The 22,434-nt window shown below is 29.6% G+C and carries 21 protein-coding genes and 3 pseudogenes; 9 read left to right on the forward strand and 15 right to left on the reverse strand.

Going from position 1 to position 22,434, the window contains the following annotated elements; translation table 11 throughout:
• Nucleotides 1–47 precede the first annotated feature (47 nt).
• Both AJ885_RS10665 and AJ885_RS10670 read left to right on the forward strand, forming a co-directional pair.
• Entirely contained in the window at nt 48–266 is a 219-nt protein-coding gene (locus AJ885_RS10665; protein WP_002857297.1) for a hypothetical protein, read from the forward strand.
• 109 nt (nt 267–375) lie between these two features.
• Entirely contained in the window at nt 376–738 is a 363-nt protein-coding gene (locus AJ885_RS10670) for a hypothetical protein (protein ID WP_002870694.1), read from the forward strand.
• Nucleotides 739–750: 12 nt separating this feature from the next.
• Here the strand turns inward: AJ885_RS10670 and AJ885_RS06240 are convergent, their stop codons facing one another.
• From AJ885_RS06240 to AJ885_RS06260, 5 genes and pseudogenes are all read right to left on the reverse strand, one after another.
• Entirely contained in the window at nt 751–1,956 is a 1,206-nt protein-coding gene (locus AJ885_RS06240) for a saccharopine dehydrogenase family protein (protein WP_002881175.1), read from the reverse strand.
• 35 nt (nt 1,957–1,991) lie between these two features.
• Nucleotides 1,992–2,900, reverse strand: coding sequence for an ABC transporter ATP-binding protein (locus tag AJ885_RS06245; RefSeq protein ID WP_072223564.1), 909 nt, complete (start codon nt 2,898–2,900; stop codon nt 1,992–1,994).
• A complete protein-coding gene (locus tag AJ885_RS06250) occupies nt 2,884–4,500 on the reverse strand; it encodes an ABC transporter permease (RefSeq protein ID WP_070239767.1) in 1,617 nt (538 codons plus the stop codon). Before AJ885_RS06250 ends, AJ885_RS06245 begins: the two co-directional genes overlap by 17 nt.
• A complete protein-coding gene (locus AJ885_RS06255) occupies nt 4,500–5,504 on the reverse strand; it encodes a Fe(3+) ABC transporter substrate-binding protein (RefSeq protein WP_002870690.1) in 1,005 nt (334 codons plus the stop codon). Before AJ885_RS06255 ends, AJ885_RS06250 begins: the two co-directional genes overlap by 1 nt.
• Nucleotides 5,501–5,631, reverse strand: a pseudogene (locus tag AJ885_RS06260) (hypothetical protein). The gene AJ885_RS06255 and the pseudogene AJ885_RS06260 overlap by 4 nt, the downstream one beginning before the upstream one ends.
• Before the next feature lie 222 nt (nt 5,632–5,853).
• On the opposite strand from AJ885_RS06260, the pseudogene AJ885_RS06265 reads away from it, so the two are divergent.
• From AJ885_RS06265 to AJ885_RS06295, 7 genes and pseudogenes are all read left to right on the forward strand, one after another.
• A pseudogene (locus AJ885_RS06265) lies at nt 5,854–6,695 on the forward strand (ChaN family lipoprotein).
• 10 nt (nt 6,696–6,705) lie between these two features.
• Nucleotides 6,706–8,982, forward strand: coding sequence for a TonB-dependent receptor domain-containing protein (locus AJ885_RS06270; RefSeq protein ID WP_070280886.1), 2,277 nt, complete (start codon nt 6,706–6,708; stop codon nt 8,980–8,982).
• Between the two features lie 11 nt (nt 8,983–8,993).
• Nucleotides 8,994–9,754: pseudogene (locus tag AJ885_RS06275) on the forward strand (MotA/TolQ/ExbB proton channel family protein).
• Nucleotides 9,741–10,151 carry a biopolymer transporter ExbD gene (locus AJ885_RS06280; protein WP_002851714.1) on the forward strand — a complete coding sequence of 137 codons (411 nt, stop codon included), beginning with the start codon at nt 9,741–9,743 and terminating at the stop codon, nt 10,149–10,151. Before AJ885_RS06275 ends, AJ885_RS06280 begins: the two are co-directional and overlap by 14 nt.
• Before the next feature lies 1 nt (nt 10,152).
• A complete protein-coding gene (locus tag AJ885_RS06285) occupies nt 10,153–10,899 on the forward strand; it encodes an energy transducer TonB (RefSeq protein WP_002867104.1) in 747 nt (248 codons plus the stop codon).
• A 45-nt stretch (nt 10,900–10,944) separates the two neighbouring features.
• On the forward strand, nt 10,945–12,150 hold the full coding sequence (locus tag AJ885_RS06290) for a putative transporter (protein WP_079477065.1): 1,206 nt from the start codon (nt 10,945–10,947) through the stop codon (nt 12,148–12,150).
• Nucleotides 12,151–12,248: 98 nt separating this feature from the next.
• A complete protein-coding gene (locus tag AJ885_RS06295; RefSeq protein WP_002860995.1) occupies nt 12,249–13,607 on the forward strand; it encodes a hemolysin family protein in 1,359 nt (452 codons plus the stop codon).
• Between the two features lie 12 nt (nt 13,608–13,619).
• Here AJ885_RS06295 and AJ885_RS06300 read toward each other — a convergent pair whose 3' ends face one another.
• From AJ885_RS06300 to tig, 10 genes are all read right to left on the reverse strand, one after another.
• Nucleotides 13,620–14,804, reverse strand: a complete 1,185-nt coding sequence (locus AJ885_RS06300; protein ID WP_070280888.1) for a metallophosphoesterase — start codon at nt 14,802–14,804, stop codon at nt 13,620–13,622.
• A 9-nt stretch (nt 14,805–14,813) separates the two neighbouring features.
• Nucleotides 14,814–15,023, reverse strand: coding sequence for an alkylphosphonate utilization protein (locus tag AJ885_RS06305; RefSeq protein WP_070280890.1), 210 nt, complete (start codon nt 15,021–15,023; stop codon nt 14,814–14,816).
• Entirely contained in the window at nt 15,016–15,735 is a 720-nt protein-coding gene (locus AJ885_RS06310; RefSeq protein WP_070280892.1) for a TerC family protein, read from the reverse strand. Before AJ885_RS06310 ends, AJ885_RS06305 begins: the two co-directional genes overlap by 8 nt.
• A gap of 71 nt (nt 15,736–15,806) precedes the next feature.
• Nucleotides 15,807–16,373 carry a phosphoribosylglycinamide formyltransferase gene (gene purN, locus AJ885_RS06315; protein WP_002866343.1) on the reverse strand — a complete coding sequence of 189 codons (567 nt, stop codon included), beginning with the start codon at nt 16,371–16,373 and terminating at the stop codon, nt 15,807–15,809.
• Nucleotides 16,364–17,734 (reverse strand): bifunctional ADP-dependent NAD(P)H-hydrate dehydratase/NAD(P)H-hydrate epimerase, encoded by a 1,371-nt coding sequence (locus tag AJ885_RS06320; protein WP_070274219.1) that lies wholly within the window; start codon nt 17,732–17,734, stop codon nt 16,364–16,366. Before AJ885_RS06320 ends, purN begins: the two co-directional genes overlap by 10 nt.
• Nucleotides 17,718–18,416: an NYN domain-containing protein gene (locus AJ885_RS06325; protein WP_052949937.1), complete on the reverse strand. Its 699-nt coding sequence runs from the start codon at nt 18,414–18,416 to the stop codon at nt 17,718–17,720. The genes AJ885_RS06320 and AJ885_RS06325 overlap by 17 nt, the downstream gene beginning before the upstream one ends.
• Before the next feature lies 1 nt (nt 18,417).
• On the reverse strand, nt 18,418–19,923 hold the full coding sequence (locus AJ885_RS06330; protein WP_070274220.1) for a YifB family Mg chelatase-like AAA ATPase: 1,506 nt from the start codon (nt 19,921–19,923) through the stop codon (nt 18,418–18,420).
• The gene (def, locus tag AJ885_RS06335) at nt 19,920–20,447 is read right to left on the reverse strand and encodes a peptide deformylase (RefSeq protein WP_002861002.1); all 528 of its coding nucleotides are present in this window, start codon (nt 20,445–20,447) and stop codon (nt 19,920–19,922) included. The genes AJ885_RS06330 and def overlap by 4 nt, the downstream gene beginning before the upstream one ends.
• A gap of 35 nt (nt 20,448–20,482) precedes the next feature.
• A complete protein-coding gene (gene clpP, locus AJ885_RS06340; RefSeq protein ID WP_002861003.1) occupies nt 20,483–21,067 on the reverse strand; it encodes an ATP-dependent Clp endopeptidase proteolytic subunit ClpP in 585 nt (194 codons plus the stop codon).
• Nucleotides 21,067–22,401, reverse strand: a complete 1,335-nt coding sequence (gene tig / locus AJ885_RS06345) for a trigger factor (RefSeq protein WP_032599953.1) — start codon at nt 22,399–22,401, stop codon at nt 21,067–21,069. The genes clpP and tig overlap by 1 nt, the downstream gene beginning before the upstream one ends.
• Nucleotides 22,402–22,434: the final 33 nt, after the last annotated feature.

Consider the following 22,434-nt stretch of genomic DNA (forward strand, 5'->3'; position numbering starts at 1 on the left):
AATGAATTTTGGCTTAATGTCAAAATTCTATACGAAAAGGAGCAAAAATGGATAATTCTTTATCTGCATATACTCAAAAATATGACAAAGAAGGTTATGGACTTCAATATCCTGATGGTCATGTTATAAGATTTTACGAGAGAATCTTAAAATACAAACTAAGCAAAACAAGTGGAAAATTACTTGATTTTGGTTGCGGAAATGGAGTGCATTCTAAGTATTTTAAAAATATAACTGGGGGGGGGTATAGAGCCTTATGGCATTGATATAGTTCCTAGTTTAAAAAAAGTTTGGGAAAAAGATCCTTGCTTAGATTCTAAAAATTTTCACATCATATCTCCTAATTCTAGCTTTAAAAAACTCTTCAATACAAAAATGGATTTTATATTTGCAAATCAAAGCTTATATTATCTTACAAAACAAGCTTTTAAAGAAGCTGTGCAAGAATTTTATGAACTATGCAATGAAGGAGCTATTATATTTGCAACTATGATGAGTGATAAAGGCTATAGTATGTATGAAAGAGGAGAACTTATGGATAATGGCTTACGTGAAGTAAAAGGATGTCCAAGTGGTAGATTGAGCGGTTCTTCATATATACGCTTTACTAAAGACATAGAAGAATTAAAAGAAGATTTTAAACCTTTTAAACCTTTATTTTGGGGAGATTATGAATTAATTAATCTATATAATTTTGAAGGCAGTGTGGAGCACTTTATTTATATAGGACAAAAGTAAGTGCTCTAGCACTTACTCTCCTAAGCTTGGAGTCATTTCGATAATCTTCCAAGGAAGTCCTTGAGAATTCAGCTCTTCCATAAAAGGCTTAGCGTCAAATTCTTCCATATTAAACACGCCTTTTCCTTGCCAAATCCCTTTAGCGATTAATTTCGTACCTATCATAGCAGGAACACCTGTAGTATAGCTCACAGCTTGTGCACCAGTTTCTTTATAACATTCTTCATGATTGCAAACATTATAAATATAAACTTGCTTGTCTTTTCCATCTTTTTTACCACGAATCACACAACCTATATTGGTATAACCTTTGGTGCGTGGTCCCAAACTTGCAGGATCAGGAAGTAAGGTTTTTAAAAATTCTATAGGAATGATTTCTTTTCCTTGGTGCATCACAGGTTTAATCCCTAGCATTCCAACATTTTCAAGGCATTTCATATGAGTTAAATAACTTTGTCCAAAAGTCATAAAAAAGCGTATTCTTTTTAAACCTTTGATATTTTTTACCAAGCTTTCAAGTTCTTCATGATAAAGCAAATAGCTATCTTTCACACCTACTTCTGGATAATCCCACTCCATTTTTATTTCCATAGGCTCTGTTTCTATCCACTTGCCATTTTCCCAATAACGCCCTTTAGCAGAAACCTCACGTAGATTGATTTCAGGGTTGAAATTGGTCGCAAAAGCATAGCCATGATCACCTGCATTGCAATCTAAAATATCTATATAAGAAATTTCATCAAATAAATTTTGCTGTGCATAGGCACAAAAAACATTAGTTACACCAGGATCAAATCCACTTCCTAAAAGTCCTAAAATTCCTGCTTGTTTAAACTCATCATTTCTCGCCCATTGCTCTTTGTATTCAAATTTAGCTAAATCAGGATGTTCATAATTTGCCGTATCTACATAATCAATCCCTGCTTTTATACAAGCATCCATTAAACTCAAATCTTGATAAGGCAAAGCAACATTGAGTAAAATTTGCGCTCCTGTTTTCTTGATAAGTTCTACAACCGCATTGCTATCATCAGCATCAATTTGCGCCGTTTCAATTTGAACCCCTAAACGCTCTTTGATAAAAGCAGCGATCTCATCACATTTGCTTTTTGTTCTACTAGCTAAAGTGATTTTGCTAAAAGTATCAGAATTCATTGCGCATTTTACAGTAGCCACACGACTTACCCCACCTGCGCCTATGATTAAAAGATTTTTCATGAAATTTGTCCTTAAAAGATTTTTAGGAATTTTAGCTAAAAATTGATAATATCAAAATTTATTTTTTCTTCTAAGTTATAATTTGAACTTAATAACATAAAAAATTCTATATTTTTATATCTTAACTTAAGTCTATAAAAAGCCCCTAAAAATTCTTTTTGTAAAATTTTAGCCTCAAAGCGATTTCCTATTTTAAGCTCTGCATAACCAAAAATATAATTTTTTGAAGCTATCCAAGCAAAAAATTCATCTTCTAAATCAAGTTTTTCTTCTATGATATTTAAATCAGGTAAAATTTGCGCACTTTTAAAATCAGGCTTAAAATAAAGCTCTTTAGGATTTGCATGAGCTAAGATTTTTCCTTTTTCTAAAAAAGCGATTTGATCAGACATGCAATAAGCATCTTCAATATCATGAGTTACCATAATAGCCGTAATGCCTTGATTTTCTATCATTTTTTTCAATTCTCTTCTTAAATCCTGTTTTAAATTTTGATCCAAATTAGAAAAAGGTTCATCTAAAAGCAAAAGCTTACATCCTCTTGCTATAGCTCTAGCAAAAGCCACTCTTTGCGCTTGCCCTCCTGAAATTTCATCGATTTTTTTATATCTTAAATCTTCAATTTCAAAAGTTTTAAGCAAATGATTTAAAATTTGATTTTTATCTTTTTTATCGTAAAGTGCAAAAAGTATGTTTTTCTCAACATTTAAATGAGGAAATAAAGCATAATTTTGAAACATCAAAGCCACTTCACCTTTGCAAGAAAACAAATCATAAGAACTAGCTTGTTCAAGCTTAGCAATAATCCTTAAAAGCGTGCTTTTTCCGCTTCCACTACCTCCTAAAATGCTTAAAAATTCTCCTTCTTTGACATGAAGATTGATATTTTCTAAAGCTTGTATTTTTCCAAAATTTTTAGATAAATTTTTAATTTCTAACATCATCTTTCCTTGTGATTTTATCCATCCAAACAACAACCATTAAAGAAAGAAAAACGATAAACAAGGAAGGCAAAGCTGCATCATAAATTCTTTCATCACTTGCAAACCAGAAAGCTTTAACACTTAAAGTTTCAAAGCCAAAAGGTGCTAAAATTCTACTTAAAGGAAGTTCTTTAATCGTATCAATAAAAACAATAATAAAAGCTAAAAATAAAAAATGTTTCATTAAAGGTGTGTGAATTTTAAAAAATAAAATAAAATAACTCGCTCTTAAATTTAAACTTGCCTCATCAATATTTAGATGAATTTTATTATATCCTCCTTCTAAAGAATAAATTGCACTCGCTAAAAAACGAATTATATAAGTAAAAACAAGAACAAATAAAGAATTTCCCAATAAACTCATGTGAAAAATTTTATCCAAAAATACAAAAAGCACTATAATGCTAATCCCTAAAGCAGCAGCAGGTATAGAATAACCCAAAGAACTTATTTTTAAAATAAATAAATTAAAAAAATGATTTTTAACTATCCTAGAACTAAACATCAAAAAATAAGCTAAAAAAGTGGTAATTAAAGCAGTGATTAAAGCTAAGATTATAGTTTGAAAACTGATAATATAAAATTGTGATTCAAAAAGCTTATGATCTTTTAGCCCCCAATAAACTAGCCAAATAAAAGGTAAAATAAAACCTACCAAAGCAATCATAAAACAATAAATACAGGATAGAATTTGTTTAATAGGATTTAATTTCCTTTTTTTGATAAAAAGAGTTAAATTTTGATTAAAACTATAATGATGTTTATTTTTATAATAATAATCCACATACATAATCAAAAATACAAAAAGCATTAAAATACCCGATAAAACACTAGAAGAATAAGAATCATTCAAATCATACCAGAGTTTAAAAATTCCAGCCGAAAAAGTATCCACTCCCAAATAAGCACTTGCACCATAATCACTTAAAGTTTCCATTAAAACCAATAAAGCTCCAGAAAAAATGGCAGGTCTTGCGCTCAAAAGTGCCACGCGTGTAAAAATTCTAAATTCAGAATATTTCATAATTTTAGCTACTTCATAAGCCTCTTTAGCTTCACTCTTAAAAGCTGTTTTAGCAAATAAATAAATATAAGGATATAAAGAAATAGCCAAAACAAAAATAACACCATAATGATTGAAAAAATCTATCCTAAAGCCAAAATTTTCATGAAAAAATCCTTGAAAATCCATAATTCCCACATAAACAAAGGCTAAAATATAAGCAGGTATGGCCAAGGGTAAAATGAGTAATTTTTCTAAAATTTTACAGAAATAAAAATCATAATTTGCGATCAAATAAGCAGAACTCACACCCAAAATCAAGCTTAAACACAATACTCCCACGCTAATTATAAAAGTATCTTTGATGAATTTTAAAAATAAATAATCAAAAAAATGACTCAAATTTTCTTTAATAGATGAAAATTGGGTTAAAACATTTGTGTTAAAATTTTGAAATAAAATATAAAAAAGTTCAGCAAAAATACCAAAAATAGGCAAAGCAAGAAAAAGGGCAAGTAAAATTGCCCCGAGTTTATAGTATTTTAAGGTTTTATACATTATCTAAAACCGACTTCATCGTAAATTTTAACAGCTTCTTTAATATTTTCTGCTATCTTACTCACAGGAATTTGATCTTCTTTAAAAGTTCCAAAATCCTTTACCGTTTGGCTTAATTCTACATCATTTCTTATAGGAAATTCATAATTACTATCAGTAAGAATTTTTTGAATTTCAGGACTTAACATAAATTCCATAAATTTTTTAGCCGCATCTTGATTTTTACTTGATTTTGTCATAGCAATACCGCTAATGTTAATATGCGTTCCTCTATTGTCTTGATTAGGAAAAATAATACCCAAAGAATTCCCCACTTCTACATCTTTTGGATTTTTAGAATTCTTTAAAAGCCCTATATAATAAGTATTCATAACTGCAAATTTAGCTTCGCCTGCAAATACTTGTCTGGCTTGATCTCTATCCCCACCCTTTGGGTTTGTCGCAAGATTCTCAAGTACACCTTTAGCCCATGCTTTAGCCTCTTTACTTCCATCATTAGCTATAATAGATGCTAAAAGAGTTTTGCTATAAGGAGCTGTAGCACTTCTCATGACAATTTCTCCTTTAAATTCAGCTTTTGCTAAATCTTCATAATTTTTCATTTTGCTAATGTCGATATTTGCGTTTTTATTGTAAGCAATAATTCTTGCTCTTTTTGTAATCGCAAACCATTCTTTATCCTTATCTCTTAAATGAGCAGGTATAAATTCTTCTAAATATTTTGATGAAACAGGGGATAAAAGTCCTAAATTTTTAGCTTCTGTAAGATTTGAAATATCAGCTGTGATGAAAATATCAGCAGGAGAGTTATTTCCTTCAAGAGAAAGCCTTTTAATAAGTTCTGAAGCTTTAGCTTGAGTATGATTGACCTTAATGCCTGTTTTTTCTTCGAATTTTTTTATGATTTCAAAATCAGCATCATAATGTCTTGCTGAGTAAATATTAAGCTCGCTAGCACCTAAAAATGAAAAAGCCGTTAAAAACATAAAGAAGATTTTTTTCATATTTTATCCTTTATTGAGAATTATACTTGGTTTTATTAAGATCTTTAAAATCAGTATGAGAATGTTCAGAGCAAGCAAAAGCAAAGCCAACGCATAGTAAAAATAAAATTATTTTTTTCATAGACATTAATTCCTTTTTAAATATTTTGATAAGAAATATTAATATTAAAAAGTAAATATAAAATAATTTAATAATTTTATAACTGATAAATATTTTCATTTTATTATAATAAATTTTGATAATAATTATAATTAATTAAATTTTAATATAAATATTTAATAGTATTTTTATATATAAAATATTAATATTCAATATCAAAAATTATTTGCTAAGAAGGTAACAATGATAATGAAATTTTATATTATACTAGGCACGCTATTTATAGGTTTTATCTTTAATGCTTGTACCGTTTTGCAAAAATCATCTCCACTTCAAGAAAATAAAGATTTTTATATACTTGATATGCATACTCAAAAAAAGATTTCTTTTGAAGATATGATTTTAGAATTGCTAAAAGCAGATGTGATACTGCTTGGCGAAAAACACGATGAAGCAAAGCACAAGATAAGTCAAGTTATGATTTTTAATGCTTTAGAAGGAAATTTAAGTTCTCAAAATATCAGCTTTGATGTAGCTTTAGAAATGCTAGCAAGCACGGAACAAAATCACTTGGATAAAGCCTTAAAAAATAAAAAAACATTAAGGCTAACGAACTTGCTAATGCGCTAAACTGGGATAAAATCTGGAAATGGAAAGATTATGAGCAATTTGTCAATGTGGTTTTTTATTCAAGGTCAAAAATATTAGGTGCAAATCTTTCACGCTCAGAAATTACAAGTATTTATAATGGGGCTCAGCCCTTAAAGGGTTATGTTTCAACCACAAATGAAGTAAAAAAACAACTTTTTGACATTATATCCTTAAGCCATGAGTTAAATCCTGAAGAAAATAAAAAATTGGTAGATAAATTAGTAGAAATTCAGCAATTTAAAGACAGGCGTATGGCGGATGTATTGGTTCATCATCCAAATAAAGTTTTATTGCTAGCTGGAAGCTATCATACAAGTAAAAAAATAGGAATTCCTTTACATATACAAGATTTTAAAAGCAGCAAAAAAATAGTTGTAGTGAATTTAAACTATGGAGGAATGGATTTAAAAGACAGTGATTATACTTTTATTTATTATTAAGGAAAAATTAATGAAAAAATTAAGTTTATTTTGTGCTATGGGTTTATGTTTTGCTAATTATGCTTTTTCCGAAGAATTAGAATTTGATAGTCTTGAAATTTCAGGTTCAAAAATCAAAAACGATGAAAAGCCCTTTGTAACTCCTGGAGCAACAAGCACAAGAGATAATTTAAATTCAAGCACTCAAAGTATAGATTCTATAGTACGTAGTGTTCCTGGTGCTTATACTCAAGTAGATCAAGCACAGGGGGGAATTTCAGTAAATATTCGCGGTATGACAGGACTTGGAAGAGTAAATACACAAATTGATGGCGTAACTCAAACTTTTTTTGGTTCTGCAAGTGATGATAGCTTTCATGGGCAAATTGGAACTTCAAGTTTTACAGCTCCAATAGATAAAAATTTTTTAGTCGCCTTAGATGTTAATCGTGGAACTTTTAATGGAGCAAATGGGGTTAATGCTTTAATGGGTTCGGCTAATTTTAGAACTATAGGTGTAGATGATATAGTACAAGAAGGAAGAGTTTTTGGTTTTTTGGGAAAATACTCTTATGGTAGCAATGCTATAGGGCCTGATTTTATGGGTGCTATAGCAGGAAAAACTATGTTAGAAAATAATGCTAATTTAGGCATTTTATTTGCTTATAGTGGGCAAAATGTTTCTCAAAATTATAAAATCGGAGGTGGAGGCTATATAGGCGATCAAAAACCCCCAATTGACACTGATGATAATGGCATTCCAGATGATAATTTAGCAGCACCTATAAATCCAAACAATCTTTATAATCAGCCTAGAAGTCAACTCTTTAAAGTAGAATACAAATCTGATATCAATGAGGCGATTTTAAACTATAGAGCTTATAAGAACAATCTTGCAGGTAGAAAGATTGCAAATGATACTTATCAAATTGACTATCGTTTAAATCCTGATTCTAATCTTTTGGATTTAAAATTTTTATTTGCTTATAATGACGGAAAGCAAAAGTATAATCAAGGCAGCACTTGGGGTTATCACGATATGAGTGGAGTTAAGACTAAAAATCGAGCGGTAACTTTTGATCTTAGCAATACCATGAATAAAGAATTTTCACAAGATTCAAATTTGTATTTTACTTATGGGATTAATATTTTAAATAATCATTATAGCAATGATTTTCCAAAAGATAGAGTGCTTTTGCCTTATATTTTGACTAGTTTTTATCCTAAAGGAAAACAAGATATTAAAACCCTTTATTTGGATACGAGTTTTACAAAGGGCATTTTCACCCTAAATTCTAATGTCAATTGGATCAATGCACAATTAAGTGGATATAAGGGAGTTTGTAGCATGGCTAATCCTTATTGTCAGCCAAAAAATGCGACAAATTTAGAAAAGGATTACAATAATTTTAATTATTCTTTAATGCTTTCAGCAGATATCCATCCGCTTTTTAATCCTTTTATTTCTTATTCTAAAAGTCATAGAATCCCAAATGTCCAAGAGTATTTTTTTACCCATGATGCAAGTTTTGAGCATAATATGAACACATTTTTAAAGGCTGAAAGTGCAGATACTTATCAAATCGGTTTCAATTCTTTTACACATGAAAATTTAAACAATAATGATACTTTAGGTTTTAAAGTGCTTTATTATGATACTAAGGTAAAAAATTATATTTATAATAGAAGATATTGGCAAAAAGCTGACGATACTATCTTTCTTATGCAATTAAATGATGATGAAAAAGCTAAATTCCACGGAGTTGAGCTTGAATTTAAATACGATACGGGGTTTTTTTATTCTATACTATCTTACACTTATCAAAAATCCAAGCATAAATTTTCAGATACAGAATCTTTAGAAACAGGTGGAGCGCAATCAGGCCAAAGTCAATTTGCTCAACTTCCAGAGCATTATGCTAATCTTGATATGGGTGTAAGATTATTTGAAGAAAAACTAATCCTAGGAGCTCTTGCTAAATATACAGGAAAAGCAAAGAGAGTAGCTCCTGTAGGCAGTTTGGATGATGATCCAAGTAATCCTGATGCTATGGCTCCGCTTAAAACTACAGATGAATTACCAAAAATACCAACTATCGTTGATCTTTATGTAAATTATAAAATTTTGAAAAACTTTACAATCAAAGCAGAGATACAAAATTTATTTGACAAAAACTATATGGATGCGCTTTATACTTATAATACTGGTGATAGTCAAAATGCTGGAGGGTTATTTGATCCTATTTATATTTATAATAACTCTGCTCGCGGCCGTACTTTTATAGTAAGTTTTGAATATAAATATTAAGGAATATACAAATGTTAAAAAAATGTTTTTATTTTGTTTTTTATTGTTAAATTTAAATGCAGAAGCAAATGCAACAGATACAAATTTATCTTTTGATTCTTCTAAGATAGAAACCAAAGCACCTAAAATAGAGCTTTCTCTTTCTAGTCTTTATCAAAATGCTGATGAGGTGGTAAAAGGTGTTATTTATATATTGGTTTTATTTTCCATTTTAGCATGGGCAGTTTTTATTTCTAAGCTTATGCAATTTTATTTTATGAAAAAAAATCTAGACTTGTCTATACAAAAGATAAAAGAATTAAAAAATCTCAATGAATTAGATCAGACAAAAGATTTTGCAGGTGTTTTATCTTTAGAAATTCAAGATGAGCTTGAAAAAAGTGAATATAAAAATGATCACATAAAAGAGCGTATAGAATTGCGTTTGCAAAATACCATCTCAAAGCAAATCACAGCAAGCAAAAATGGCTTGAGTTTGCTTGCGAGCATAGGTGCTAGCGCACCTTTTATAGGGCTTTTTGGAACAGTTTGGGGAATTATGAATGCATTTATAGGTATAGCAAATCTTGGCAATGCTTCTTTGGCAGTCGTTGCGCCTGGTATAGCTGAAGCCTTGTTTGCTACAGCTTTTGGCTTGATAGCTGCTATCCCTGCGGTGCTTTTTTATAATTATCTTACAAGAAAAAATTTAAAACTTATGCACCATTTAGATGAGCTTGCAAATTTTGTCTATATACTTTTTCATAGGAGTTATTTTAATGATAAAAACTGAAATGGCTCACAAAGAAGAGGAGTTAAGTGAGATCAATATAACTCCTTTTATAGATATTATGCTTGTATTATTGATTGTTTTTATGGCTGTTACTCCTCTTATCACAAGTTCTATCAAAATAGAATTACCCAAGAGTTCGCAGCAAGCAGAGGATAAGCTTAAAAATCCCATCATACTTTATTTAAATACTGATAATACTTTGGCTATTAATGATGATAAATTAAGCCTAGAAAATCTTTCAAGTGCTTTAGATATAAAAACCAAAGGCAATAAAGAAGAAATTATTTATTTTCATATCGATAAAAGTGTAAAGTATGAAGATATTATGCAAGTAATGCAAAAATTAAAAGAGAATGGCTATGGAAAAATAGCTCTTTCAAGTAAAAAGATGGATTAGTATGAAGTCTAGTGTGATTTTTGGGTTTGTGTTAAGTTTGATATTGCATACTTTAGTATTAATGTTTTTCCTTTTTTCTTTTTATACTCAAGAAAAATCAAGTGGTGTTGATTTTAAACAAGGAGCGGAATTTACTTCCATTATGATGGTATCAGAGCTTCCTATCGGGGAATTAAAAGAAGTTTCGATTGATCAAAAAAAGAGTAATTCTCAAGATAAAAACAAAAAACAAGACGAAAGAATAAGTCTTAATTCTCAAGATAAAAATGCTGTATTAAAAGTTCAAAAAAAGATTGAAAAGCAAGATGAAAACCAAGCTCAAAAAGAAATAGCTAATGCAAGTGAAAATTCAAAATTTAAAAATGAATCGCTCAGTGCTCCGCTACAAAGTAATGAAGATAAAACACAAACTATAGTAAGTGGCAATGCCAAAGAACAAGTTAAAAGCTATCAAGCTTTGCTTATGGCTCATTTGACTAAATTTAAAAAATATCCTCAAGAAGCGATAATGCAAAAACAAGAAGGCGTTGTAAGAATTCGCGTAAGCATTGATGAAAGCGGAAATGTCTTAAGCAAAGAGCTTAAAAAATCTTGCCCTTATGCAGCGCTCAATGATGAAGCTTTAAGTTTATTTAAAAGAGCTTCTCCATTGCCAAAACCGCCTAAAGAAATGTTAAAAAATGGTGATAAAATCAGTTTTGTTATGCCTATTGATTACAATATTAAAGACTATTTAGGTAAAAAATAAACTTTTCATTAAAAAAAGTTTATTAGAATTTTTATTTTAAAGGTGATGATTATGTTCTCTTCGTTTTTTAAAAGTAAAAAATGGGCTTTATGGGCTTATTTGGGACTTTTTTTACTGTTATTTTTCTTATATATACAAACAAGCTTAAATGTTGCGATCAATTCATGGTATAGTGATTTTTACAATGTTTTACAAAAGCCAAAAATAGAACTTTTGGATTCTAATTCTACGCAAAAAATAGAAGAAAATCTTGAAAATAATGCCACTTTAATCCAAGAGGCTAATCAAAGAGCTGAGCAAAATTTCCAAAAAGCTAATTTTATCAATAAAGGCGCATTGTATTATTATCAAAATTTATTAGAATATTTTTTCAACTCTAGGGCTATGATTGAAAAGCCAAATTATTCAGCAAGTGATTTTTATGCTTTGATTTTAGTTTTTTTGGCTATTGCTATTCCTTATGTTTTAATCGCTACAATTAATATCTATTTTGCTAGCGTCTATGCTTTTAAGTGGCGTGAGGCTATGACTTTTTCTTATTTAAAATTTTGGAAAAATAAAGATGATAATATAGAAGGAAGTTCGCAAAGAATTCAAGAAGATACTTATAATTTTTCTAAAATCGTAGAGAGTTTAGGACTTAGTTTTATAAAAGCTTTGATGACCCTTGTAGCATTTATTCCGATTTTATGGAGTTTAAGTGATGTTGTGAGTAAAGCTTTATTTGCAAATTTAAGCGAAAATTCTTCTTTTTATTTTTTAAAAAACATTGATGGTTTGCTTGTTTATATTGCACTTTTGATTTCTTTAGGAGGCTTGGTTGTGTCATGGTTTGTAGGTATTAAGCTTCCTGGACTTGAATATAACAATCAAAAAGCTGAAGCAGCTTTTAGAAAAGAGCTTGTTTATGCTGAGGATAATCGCAAAGAATACGCTAAAAATGAGACTATGATAGAGCTTTTTACAGGGCTTAAATTTAACTATAAAAGACTTTTTTTACATTATGGATATTTTAATATTTGGCTCATTTTATTTGAGCAAATGATAGTTATAGTGCCATTTTTAATCATGGCACCAGGGCTTTTTGCTGGAGCTATAGGACTTGGTATTGTAATGCAGATTAATAATGCATTTGATCAAGTGCGAAGCTCTTTTAGTGTTTTTATCACAAACTGGACAACTATCACTCAACTTAGAAGCATATATAAGCGTTTAAAAGAATTTGAGAAAAATATTTCTTATAAGTCTTAGTTTTTTCTTATAAAATACAAGAAAAAATTCAAATATTAAATTTACTTTTAATTGTGTATAATAAGGTTTAATAATATTTTATTTCTTAAGGAGCTTCATTGGACCCCAGTCAGGTTTTGGATTTAAACCAAACTTCTACAGCATCTTTTGATGCAGGATATTCTATACTTATGGTTGTTGTTGCACTTGCTCTAGTGTTTTTAAATGGTTTTTTTGTTTTGTCTGAATTTAGTATTGTTAAAGTACGTCGTTCCAAGCTTGAAGAGATGGTAAAAGAAAAAAAAGCTGGTGCCAAGAAAGCTTTGGAGGTTACTTCAAGACTCGATACTTATCTTAGTGCTTGTCAATTAGGAATCACTTTAAGTTCTCTAGCTCTTGGTTGGATAGGTGAACCTGCTATTGCAAAAATGCTAGAAATTCCGCTTATTAATCTTGGTTTTAGCACTGTTATTATCCATACTATAGCTTTTATTATTGCTTTTAGCATTATTACTCTTTTACATGTGGTTTTAGGAGAACTTGTGCCAAAAAGTATAGCTATTGCAGTTGCGGATAAAGCAGTTTTATTTATAGCTAGACCGCTTCATTGGTTTTGGATACTCTTTTTGCCTTGTATTAAAATTTTCGATTTTTTAGCAGCTATAAGTTTGAAACTTTTTGGAATAAAACCTGCTAAAGAAAGCGAGCTAACTCATAGCGAAGAAGAAATTAAAATCATAGCAAGTGAGAGTCAAAAAGGTGGAGTTTTAGATGAATTTGAAACAGAGATCATACGCAATGCTGTTGATTTTTCAGATACTGTTGCTAAAGAGATTATGACTCCTAGAAAAGATATGATTTGTCTAAATAAACAAAAAAGTTACGAAGAAAATATGCAAATCATTTGTGAACATAAACATACTCGCTTTCCTTATATTGACGGTTCTAAAGATACTATTTTAGGGATGATACACATACGAGATATAATACAAAATGAATTAAGCCATAAAAGTCAAAATTTAGATACTTTTGTTAAACCTTTGATTTTGGTTCCTGAAAATATCAGCATTTCAAAAGTACTTGTAATGATGAATAAAGAACGCTCTCATACTGCATTAGTAGTTGATGAGTATGGTGGAACTGCTGGAATTTTAACCATGGAAGATATCATGGAAGAAATTATTGGCGAAATTAAAAGCGAGCATGAAGAAGACAGCTATAAAAAACTTGCTGAAAATATCTATGAATTTCAAGGACGATGCGATATAGAAACTGTTGAAGAAATGCTTGTAATAAACTATGATGAGGATTTAGAACAAGTTACTATAGGTGGATATGTATTTAATCTTTTAGGACGCTTGCCTATAGTAGGAGATCGCATTGAAGATGAACTTTGTTACTATGAAGTTAAAAAAATGGATGGGAATTCTATAGAGCGTGTTAAGGTGGTTAAAAAAACAAATAAAGATGAAGAATAAGCCTCTTTAGGCTTATTTCTTTTTGTAAATTTGGTTTTTAATTTCTATACACTCAAAACCTTTTTTATCTAGTGTAACTACGCGTAAATATCCACCATCATCTATTTTACCCTCGCATAAAAATACTCTTTTGGCTATTTTCATAGGAAGTTTTTCTTTATTTCTGTGTCCAAAGATTTGATAAAGATTGTCCGAGGTGAAATTGCAAAATTGATTTGCTACTTTTTGACTGTCTTCATATCCACCTACACCATAAATAAAATCATGGCTTGGTATAAAACTTATTTTTTCAGGTTTGGAGGGTATAAAATTTACTCCTCCATGTGAACAAAATATGAATTTATTTTGGAATTTGTAGTATAAACATTCTTTTAGATGAGGATAGAGTTTTCTAGCATCTCTTGGAGTAAGTTTTTCTTTTCTAAAATCCTTTAAAGTATTTTCATTAAATTCTTTGGAATTTGACAATTCTCCATTAGCCCATTTTATAAGATGTCTTTCGTGATTTCCTTCTAATAAGCATACATTTTCTTTTTCGCAAATTTTTAAAAGAAATTTTATTACTTTGCCATTTTCTATACCTCTGTTGATATAATCTCCCAAAAATATATAAAATTCATCTTCTTTGATTGTTTTAATGTATTCTTTTAAAACACTATAGCAACCTTGTAAATCTCCTATATGATGAATTTTTTTGTATTTGCTTAAATTTGGCATTTGGTAAAGACATTTTTTCCAGTCGCTCGAGTCTAAAATTGAGTATTTTTTTGGATTTTTTTTGAGTAAATCTTGAGTTTTTTCCAAAAGAGCATAAGGGATGATATATCCATTTTTTTTAGCTTCTAAAAGATTTTTTTCTTGACATTGTTTTAAAGAGCTATCAAAAACAATAACATACATTTTATAGCGATATTGTTTAGCTAAGTCTTTATAAATTTTTAATGTTTCATTGTAAGCGTTTATGATGCAAAACTCACCTTTTTGCATACGCATTTCTAGAAGTTTGAGTAAAATTTTACTCAAATCTTCATCATTTTTAACATTTAAAATTTTATATTCACTGACTATATTTTTAACGCTTCCTGATAAAAGACGCAAAGCATTTAAATCAAGTGTATAATTTTGAAGTTTATTATTTTTGATAAATTCTTCTTGTCCTGCGTAATAATTCCCTCTTAAAACAAGTAAGATTCGCACATTCTTTGCCTAGATTTTCTTTAAAAATTCAGTTTTTAAAACAATAACTCCAAATTTGTCTACTCTAGCCTCAATTTCACCTTCTTTAGAAGTGAGCTTAATATTTTTTATAGTAGTTCCACGTTTTAAAGTTGTACTTGCACCTTTAGCCTTAAGATCTTTTATTACACTCACGCTATCACCTGCATTAAGTTCTGTTCCATTAGCGTCTTTAGCCATTTTTTTCCTTTCTTTGATCTAAAATATTTAAAATTTGCACCACTAAAGCAAAAGCCATAGCAGTATAAATATATGCCTTATCAATATGAATATCAAAACTTTCAGCAACTAAAACTACGCCTATTAACACCAAAAAAGCTAAGGCTAAAATTTTAATGCTTGGATATTTTTCAACAAAATTTGCTATAGGTTTAGAAGCAAAAAGCATCACAGCTACTGCGATAATAACAGCGATAATCATGATGGTTACATCTTGAGCAATTCCTACTGCGGTAATAACACTATCAAGCGAAAACACTATGTCAATCACAGCAATTTCAGCTACAACTATCCAAAGTTTATTGCTTGCTTTAAAATGACTTTGACTTTCTTCTTGATGAGAAATTTGCTCTTTAATTTCTTTAATAGACTTTACAATTAAGAAAAGTCCACCTAGTAAAAGAACTAGATCTCTTCCTGAAATTTCATTGTCCAATACACTAAACAAAGGTGTTACAAGTTTCATCACCCAAAAAAGAGATAAAAGAAGTAAAATTCTTGTAATCATTGCAAAAGCTAAACCTAAGATACGTCCTTTATCACGATGTTCAAGGGGTAGTTTGCTTACTAAAATAGCTAAAAAAATGATATTATCTATCCCTAGTACAATTTCAAGAGCACTTAAAGTAGCTAAAGTAATCCAAGCATCAATACTAAATATCCATTCAAACATAAATTTCCTTGAAAATTTTAAAATTTTTTAAAGCGATATTTTATAGTTTTAAAGCAAATACCTTTAATTCTTTAAGAAAAAATTTCAATCACACTTAAGGGTAAAATTTCATGTTCTAGACTATGAATTTTTTCTTCAAATTCTTCAAAACTCAAATTTCTTTTTTCAAAAGCTTTTTGAGCTATAATCATTCCACCATCAAGTTCTTCACTGACCCAATGCACACTCACACCAGCTACTTTCATATCACTTTCATAGCTTTCTTTAATCGCATGTGCTCCTTTAAAAAGGGGTAATAAAGAAGGATGAAGGTTAATTGCCTTAATATTTTTTGTAAAAACAGGACTTAAAATTCTCATAAAACCTGCTAATACAGTAAGATTTGCTCCACTTTCTTTGATCTTTTGTACCAAAATCGTATCAAATTCTTCACGAGTATTATAAGCCTTATGATCAACAATCACAGTATCAAGACCAAATTTTTTTGCCCTTTGTATACCAAAAGCATCTTTTTTATTGCAAAGGCAAAGTACTACTTCATAGGTATTTTCTCCTATAGTTTTTTTATGAAGTTTTTCTAAAATATTTTCTAAATTACTTCCATTTCCACTAAAAAGTACAGCTAATTTTACAAGCATTTTAATCCTTTGATAAGTTTTAAAGCATCAAAGCTATTTTTATTAAATTTATATTTCTTTGCAACAAGTCCATGGGCTAAAGTAGCATTTTTTGCTGCTTCTAAAGCACTAAAACCAAAACCTAAATGCGCAGCAATCATTCCACTTAAAACATCTCCACTCCCACCTTTAGCTAAGGCTTGATTTCCTAAATTTACAACAAATAATTTTTCTTTTTGTGCAATAATAGGATTTGCTCCTTTTAAAACAAGAACACAATCATAATTTTGTGAAAATTTTCTAGCGTAGAAAAAGCGATTTTTTTGCAATGTTTCTATATTTAAATCCTCATCAAAGCATATTTTATAAAGTCTTATAAATTCTTTTGGATGAGGGGTTATAACGACATCTTTTCTGTTTAAATACCAAAGCAAAGCTTCACTTAAAAAGCAGTTTGCATCCAAGATCAAAGGAGTGTTTTGCAAAATTTCATCTTTTAGAAAATCCAAATTTTCAAGCCCCATACCTAAAGCAATAGCACTTGCATTATTTTCAATTTTTTCTTTTAACATCAAAAGAGGCGAGAAGCTTTTTTGTGCTACTAAAGAAACAAGACCTGCTCCAAAATTTAAGGCTCCAAGTCCTGCTAAAGTTCCAGCGCTTGCATTGGCAACTATATAAATATGGCCAAAATTTCCTTTATTAGCGTTGATTTTTCTATCTATAGTTTTTAAATCTTTTTTTTCAAGCAAAAAAGCTTGAGAATTAGGGTAAAATTTCTTAGAGCTAATGCCTAAATTGGCTATTTTAATCCTTCCTACAAATTCCTTAGCAAAATCTTCAAGTAAAATTTCCTTTAAGGCTCCCATGCAAAGTGTAATATTAGCTTTAAAACAAGGATAAAATCCCAAATTTGTAGGCATATCACAAGCTATTTTTAAAGCCTTGCTTTGATTAACTTTTTGAATTATTAAACTTGTTTTTTCATCTAAGCAACGATTTAAGCCTGTGCCTAAAATACAATCAATGATAATATGAAATTTTTTAAAATCAGGTTCTTTTTTACAAAATTTAAAAGCATAATTTTGTAAAATTTGCTCTTGTTTTTTAAAAAGCGTATTTTCTTTAAAGCCTACTTTATAAGCTTTAGCGTGTTTTAAATTTCTTAAAGCCACCAAGCCATCTGAAGCGTTGTTACCCCCGCCTAATAAAAAAAGTATTTTTACTTTTTTAATCTTGCGTTGAATGCAGATTTTTTTAGCTTCTTTTTTAATTAGTTTGGCTAAATTTAATCCCGCATTTTCCATTAAAATAAGCTCATCTAAGCCTTTATTTATAGCATTTTGTTCTAAAATGTTTATATTATCAATAATAGCTTTCATAATCTTTTTTCACCAAAAAATATATATTTTTTTCTCTTTCTTCTTCAAATTTTTTCATTTTAGGTAAAAATTTCTGGATCAAAGCACGAAAATTCTTAAAACCATAATTTTGCGGATGAAAATCCGAGTATTTGCGGTTCATATTAGTGCGTATTAGTGCGTATTCGGCACGCCCCTTTTCATCGATGAGCTGTTCGGTGATATTGATTAAAGCTCTTAAATAATCCTTACTTAAAATATCTTCTTTTTTACTCTCATCTTTATCTAAATAAAAAAATTCACTAAAGGCATTTACATAGGATTTTATAGATTTTTCAAGCCCCATTCCTATAACCTGTTTTTTATTTTCTCTTAATTTTTGAATGAGTGAAGTATAATCGCTATCGCTTGAAACAATAACAAAAATATCTATATTTTTTTCATAAAATATGGACATGATTTCAGTGATTAAATACATATCACTTGAGTTTTTGTTGGCCGCAAAATTAAATTGTTGCATAGCGATTAAAGAATATTCAGCAATTTGCTCTCTCCAACCTTGTATATTTTTTTGAGTCCAATCCCCATAAATGCGTTTAATGATAACTTCTCCATAATCTGAAGCGATATCAAAAATACTTTTAGCATATTTTGCAGGGATATTTTCTGCATCTATAAAGATAGCTATACTTTTATTTTCCATTTTAATTCCTTGCTCTAAAGCTTAAAGCTTCTAAAATATGAGTTTTGTTAATATTAAGACTTTGTTCTAAATCCGCTATACTTCTTGAAACTTTTAAAATTTTATTGAGCGATCGCAAAGAAAGATTATAACGTGAAATTGCTAAATCTAGCGTATCTTTGGCATCTTTTTCCAATACACAAAAACGACTCAAATCTTCATCTTTTAATTTCCCATTAAATTCTTTTTGCCCTCGTTTTTTACCAAAAATAAAAGCTTGTAAAATTTTTTCACTCATTTCTTTAGAACTTATACTCGTTTTATCATCCTTACTAATCTCATCCATAGCTACATAAAGATCAATCCTATCCATAATAGGAGCTGAAATGTGATTTTTGTATTTTTTAATCTCATTTTCACTACAAACACAAGAAAGATTTTTAGAAAATAAATTTCCGCAAGGACAAGGATTTTGAGCGGCTATAAAGCTAAATTTTGTTTCATAAGTGATTTTAGAATTTACTCTTGAAATATGAATTTTATAATCCTCTAAAGGTTCTCTTAAACTCTCTATGATTTGCTTGTTAAAATGTGGAAATTCATCAAAAAACAATACTCCACCATTTGCAAGTGCGACTTCTCCAATTCTAGCATTTTTTGTTCCTCCGCCAAAAATACTTGCTCTTGTAGAAGTATGATGAGGATGACGAAAAGCACGAATTTTAGTAAATTCACAATCTTTTGAATCTAAAGACATATAAGCATTTTGCATTAAAATTTCACTTAAACTTTGAGGAGGCATGATATAAACAAGACGTTTAGCACACATACTTTTACCACTTCCTGGACTTCCTTCAAATAAGATATTATGCATACCTAAAGCAGCTATCATACAAGCTCTTTTAGCTTTTTCCTGCCCTTTGATGTCTTTAAAATCAAGTTTAAAATCCATATTTTGTAAAAAAATTTCATTTTCTATTTGCAAAGGGTTTGTAAATAAAGGATGATTGTGCGAGAAGTGAAAATTTTCATAATTTTTTTCTTTAAAAAACTCTATTGCTTCATTTAAATTTTCAAGTCCATAAACCTCCAAATTTGGTATCATGGAAGCTTTTTGAGCTATGCTTTTTGGAACAACGATTTTAGCTTTTTTAATTTTAGCAGAGAGAAACAAAAGCAAAGAAAAAAGCTCGTTAGTGCTTTTAATACTTCCATCAAGTCCTAATTCTCCTACTACAAAAAAGTCATCTAATTCTTCATTTTGCAAAAGGATTAATAAAGCAATGGCCAAATCAAAATGAGATCCCTTTTTTGGGATGCCTGAAGGACTAAGATTGATAGTAATTTTTTTAGCAGGAAAAGCAAAATCACAACTTAAAAGCGTGGCTTTGATGCGTTCGATACTTTCCTTAATCGCTACACTTGCAAGTCCTACTATGCTTAAATTTGGCAAACCTCTTGTAAAAGTGGATTCTACCTCTATAATGTCTAAGCCTTCATGAAAGCTTATGCACTTTAGTTTTTTCATTTCTCTTTTTTATGATTTTTCTTCTTTTTCTTAAATTCTTTATCGAATTTTTGACGCTTAGCAAAAGAAATTTTTTCTATAAATAAATGTCCATTTAAATGATCATTTTCGTGTTGAATGGCCACAGCTAAAAAACCTTTTGCTTCAAGTTCTTTAAATTCTCCAAAGCGATCTTGATATTTAAGTAAGATATGATTATAGCGTTTTACTTCTTCGAAAAAATCTGGCACACTCAAACACCCTTCTGTGCAAGTGATCATTTCTTCATCTAAAGGAATAATTTCAGGATTAATAATCTCTAGCAAATCTTCTTTTTTTTGTTCATCATTTTCATCAAAAATATTCACAAGTAAAGCACGCAAAGGAATATCCACTTGAATAGCTGCTAAACCTACTCCATTACTTGCTATCATAGTTTCATACATATCATCAAGCAAGGTGTGAAGTTCTGTATCAAATTTATTTACAATTTCAGAGTTTAAAAAAAGTCTAGGATTAGGATAAGTGATAATTTTTCTAACCATTAAAAAACCTTTGTTTTAAATGATCTCCAAAGAAATCATTTAAAACTTTTTTCCAAAACCTTATCAATCAGTCCATATTCTTTAGCTTCTTGTGCTGACATGAAAAAATCTCTTTCTGTATCTTTTGCTATTTTTGTAACTTTTTGCTTAGTATTTTTTGCCAAAATATCATTAAGTATAGTTTTAAGTCTTAAAATTTCTTTAGCTTGAATTTCAATATCTGTGGCTTGACCTCTAGCTCCACCTAAAGGTTGATGAATCATAATGCGTGAATTAGGCAAAGCAAAACGTTTTCCTTCTGCGCCACAACTAAGCAAAAATGCTCCCATAGAAGCAGCTTGTCCTATGCAAATCGTACAAACATCAGGTTTGATATAGTTCATAGTATCATAAATACTAAAACCACTTGTAATGACACCGCCTGGAGAATTGATATAAAGATAAATATCTTTTGTAGGATCTTCAGCTTCTAAAAAAAGAAGTTGTGCTACGATAGAAGCAGCAAGTTCATCATGAATTTCGCCACTTAGCATAATAATTCTATCTTTTAAAAGGCGTGAATAAATGTCATAACTTCTTTCACCACGACTGGATTTTTCAATAACATAAGGAATAAACATTATTTATCTTCTTTCTCTTTTTTGCTCGATTTTTCCGATTTTTCCGATTTTGGCATAAAAATATCATTAAAAAGTTTTTCTTCAATTAAAGCCATTTTCACAGCAGGTAAAGCTCCTTGTTTTTTATAGTTTTCTAAATGCTCTTTTGGATTCATACCATAGCGATATGCTTCAAAATAAATCGCTTGAATCAATTCTTGATCATTTGCTTCAATCTTACGCAATTTTGCAAGCTCATCAATAATAAAAGTAAGTTTTACACTTTTTTGCGCTTCTTCTTTAAAAGAATCACGTTTTTCTTGATATTTTTCTTTACTTGCTTTAAGCTCTTCAATTTCTTTTTCGCTAAAAGTATTAAAAGCTGCACGCATTTGCATATCAGTTTCTTGTTCTACTATGCCTTTAGGTAAATCAAAATTATATTTTTCAATCAAAGCATCTGCAAATTTACCTTTTAATTCGTCATTTACAAGTTTAAAAAGCTTTTCGTTTTTGATTTGCTCTTTTAATTTTTCATCTAAAACTTCAACACTAGTTTTTTCTTCTCCTGGTAAAAGTTTTTTAAGCATTTCTTCATCAAGTTCTGGAATTTTAAGCTCTTGAATTTCATGTAGTTTTACTTTAAATACGGCATCTTTACCCGCTAAATGCGCTGCACCGTATTCTTTAGGGAAAGTTACTTTGATATCTTTTTCTTCACCTATTTTCATTCCTACCATACCATCTTCAAAACCTGGAATAAATTGCTTAGAACCAATTTCTAAAACATAATTTTCAGCTTTACCACCTTCAAAAGCTTTATCATCTACAAAACCTTCAAAATCAAATTTTGCAAAATCACCTTCTTTTAAAGCTCTTTTTGTTTTTATAGCTTCAGGAGTAGCAAAACGCTTTAAAAGTTCATCTTTTTTCTCATCAATTTCTTTTTTACCTACTTTTGGAGTTTGGTATTCAGGAATGAGTTTTTCATAACCCTCAAGTTTGATTTCAGGTTTAAAAGAAAGTATTAACTCAGCAATAATTTCTCCATCTTTACGATCAAATTTTTCAAAATATGGCTCACCTACAAGCTCTTTACTTTCTTTTTTAAGTTCTTGTAAAGCACTATTTACAGCAGATTTAAAAAGATTTTGTTCCGCGTCTTGAGTGAGTTCTCTTTCATATCTTTTAAGTACAGCACTTACAGGAACTTTTCCTGGTCTAAACCCATCCATTTTTACACTTTTAGAAGCTTTTTTTGCTAAATTTTCTACTTCACTTTTGATCATTCCTGAAGGAATTTTTACACTAGCAGTCGCATTAACAGAATCTAGTTGCTTTGCCTTTACTTCCATAGTTTTTTCCTTATAAAATAAAATTTGCTTTCA

Source organism: Campylobacter sp. BCW_6464, assembly GCF_001762775.1.
Taxonomy (GTDB): Bacteria; Campylobacterota; Campylobacteria; order Campylobacterales; family Campylobacteraceae; genus Campylobacter_D; species Campylobacter_D jejuni.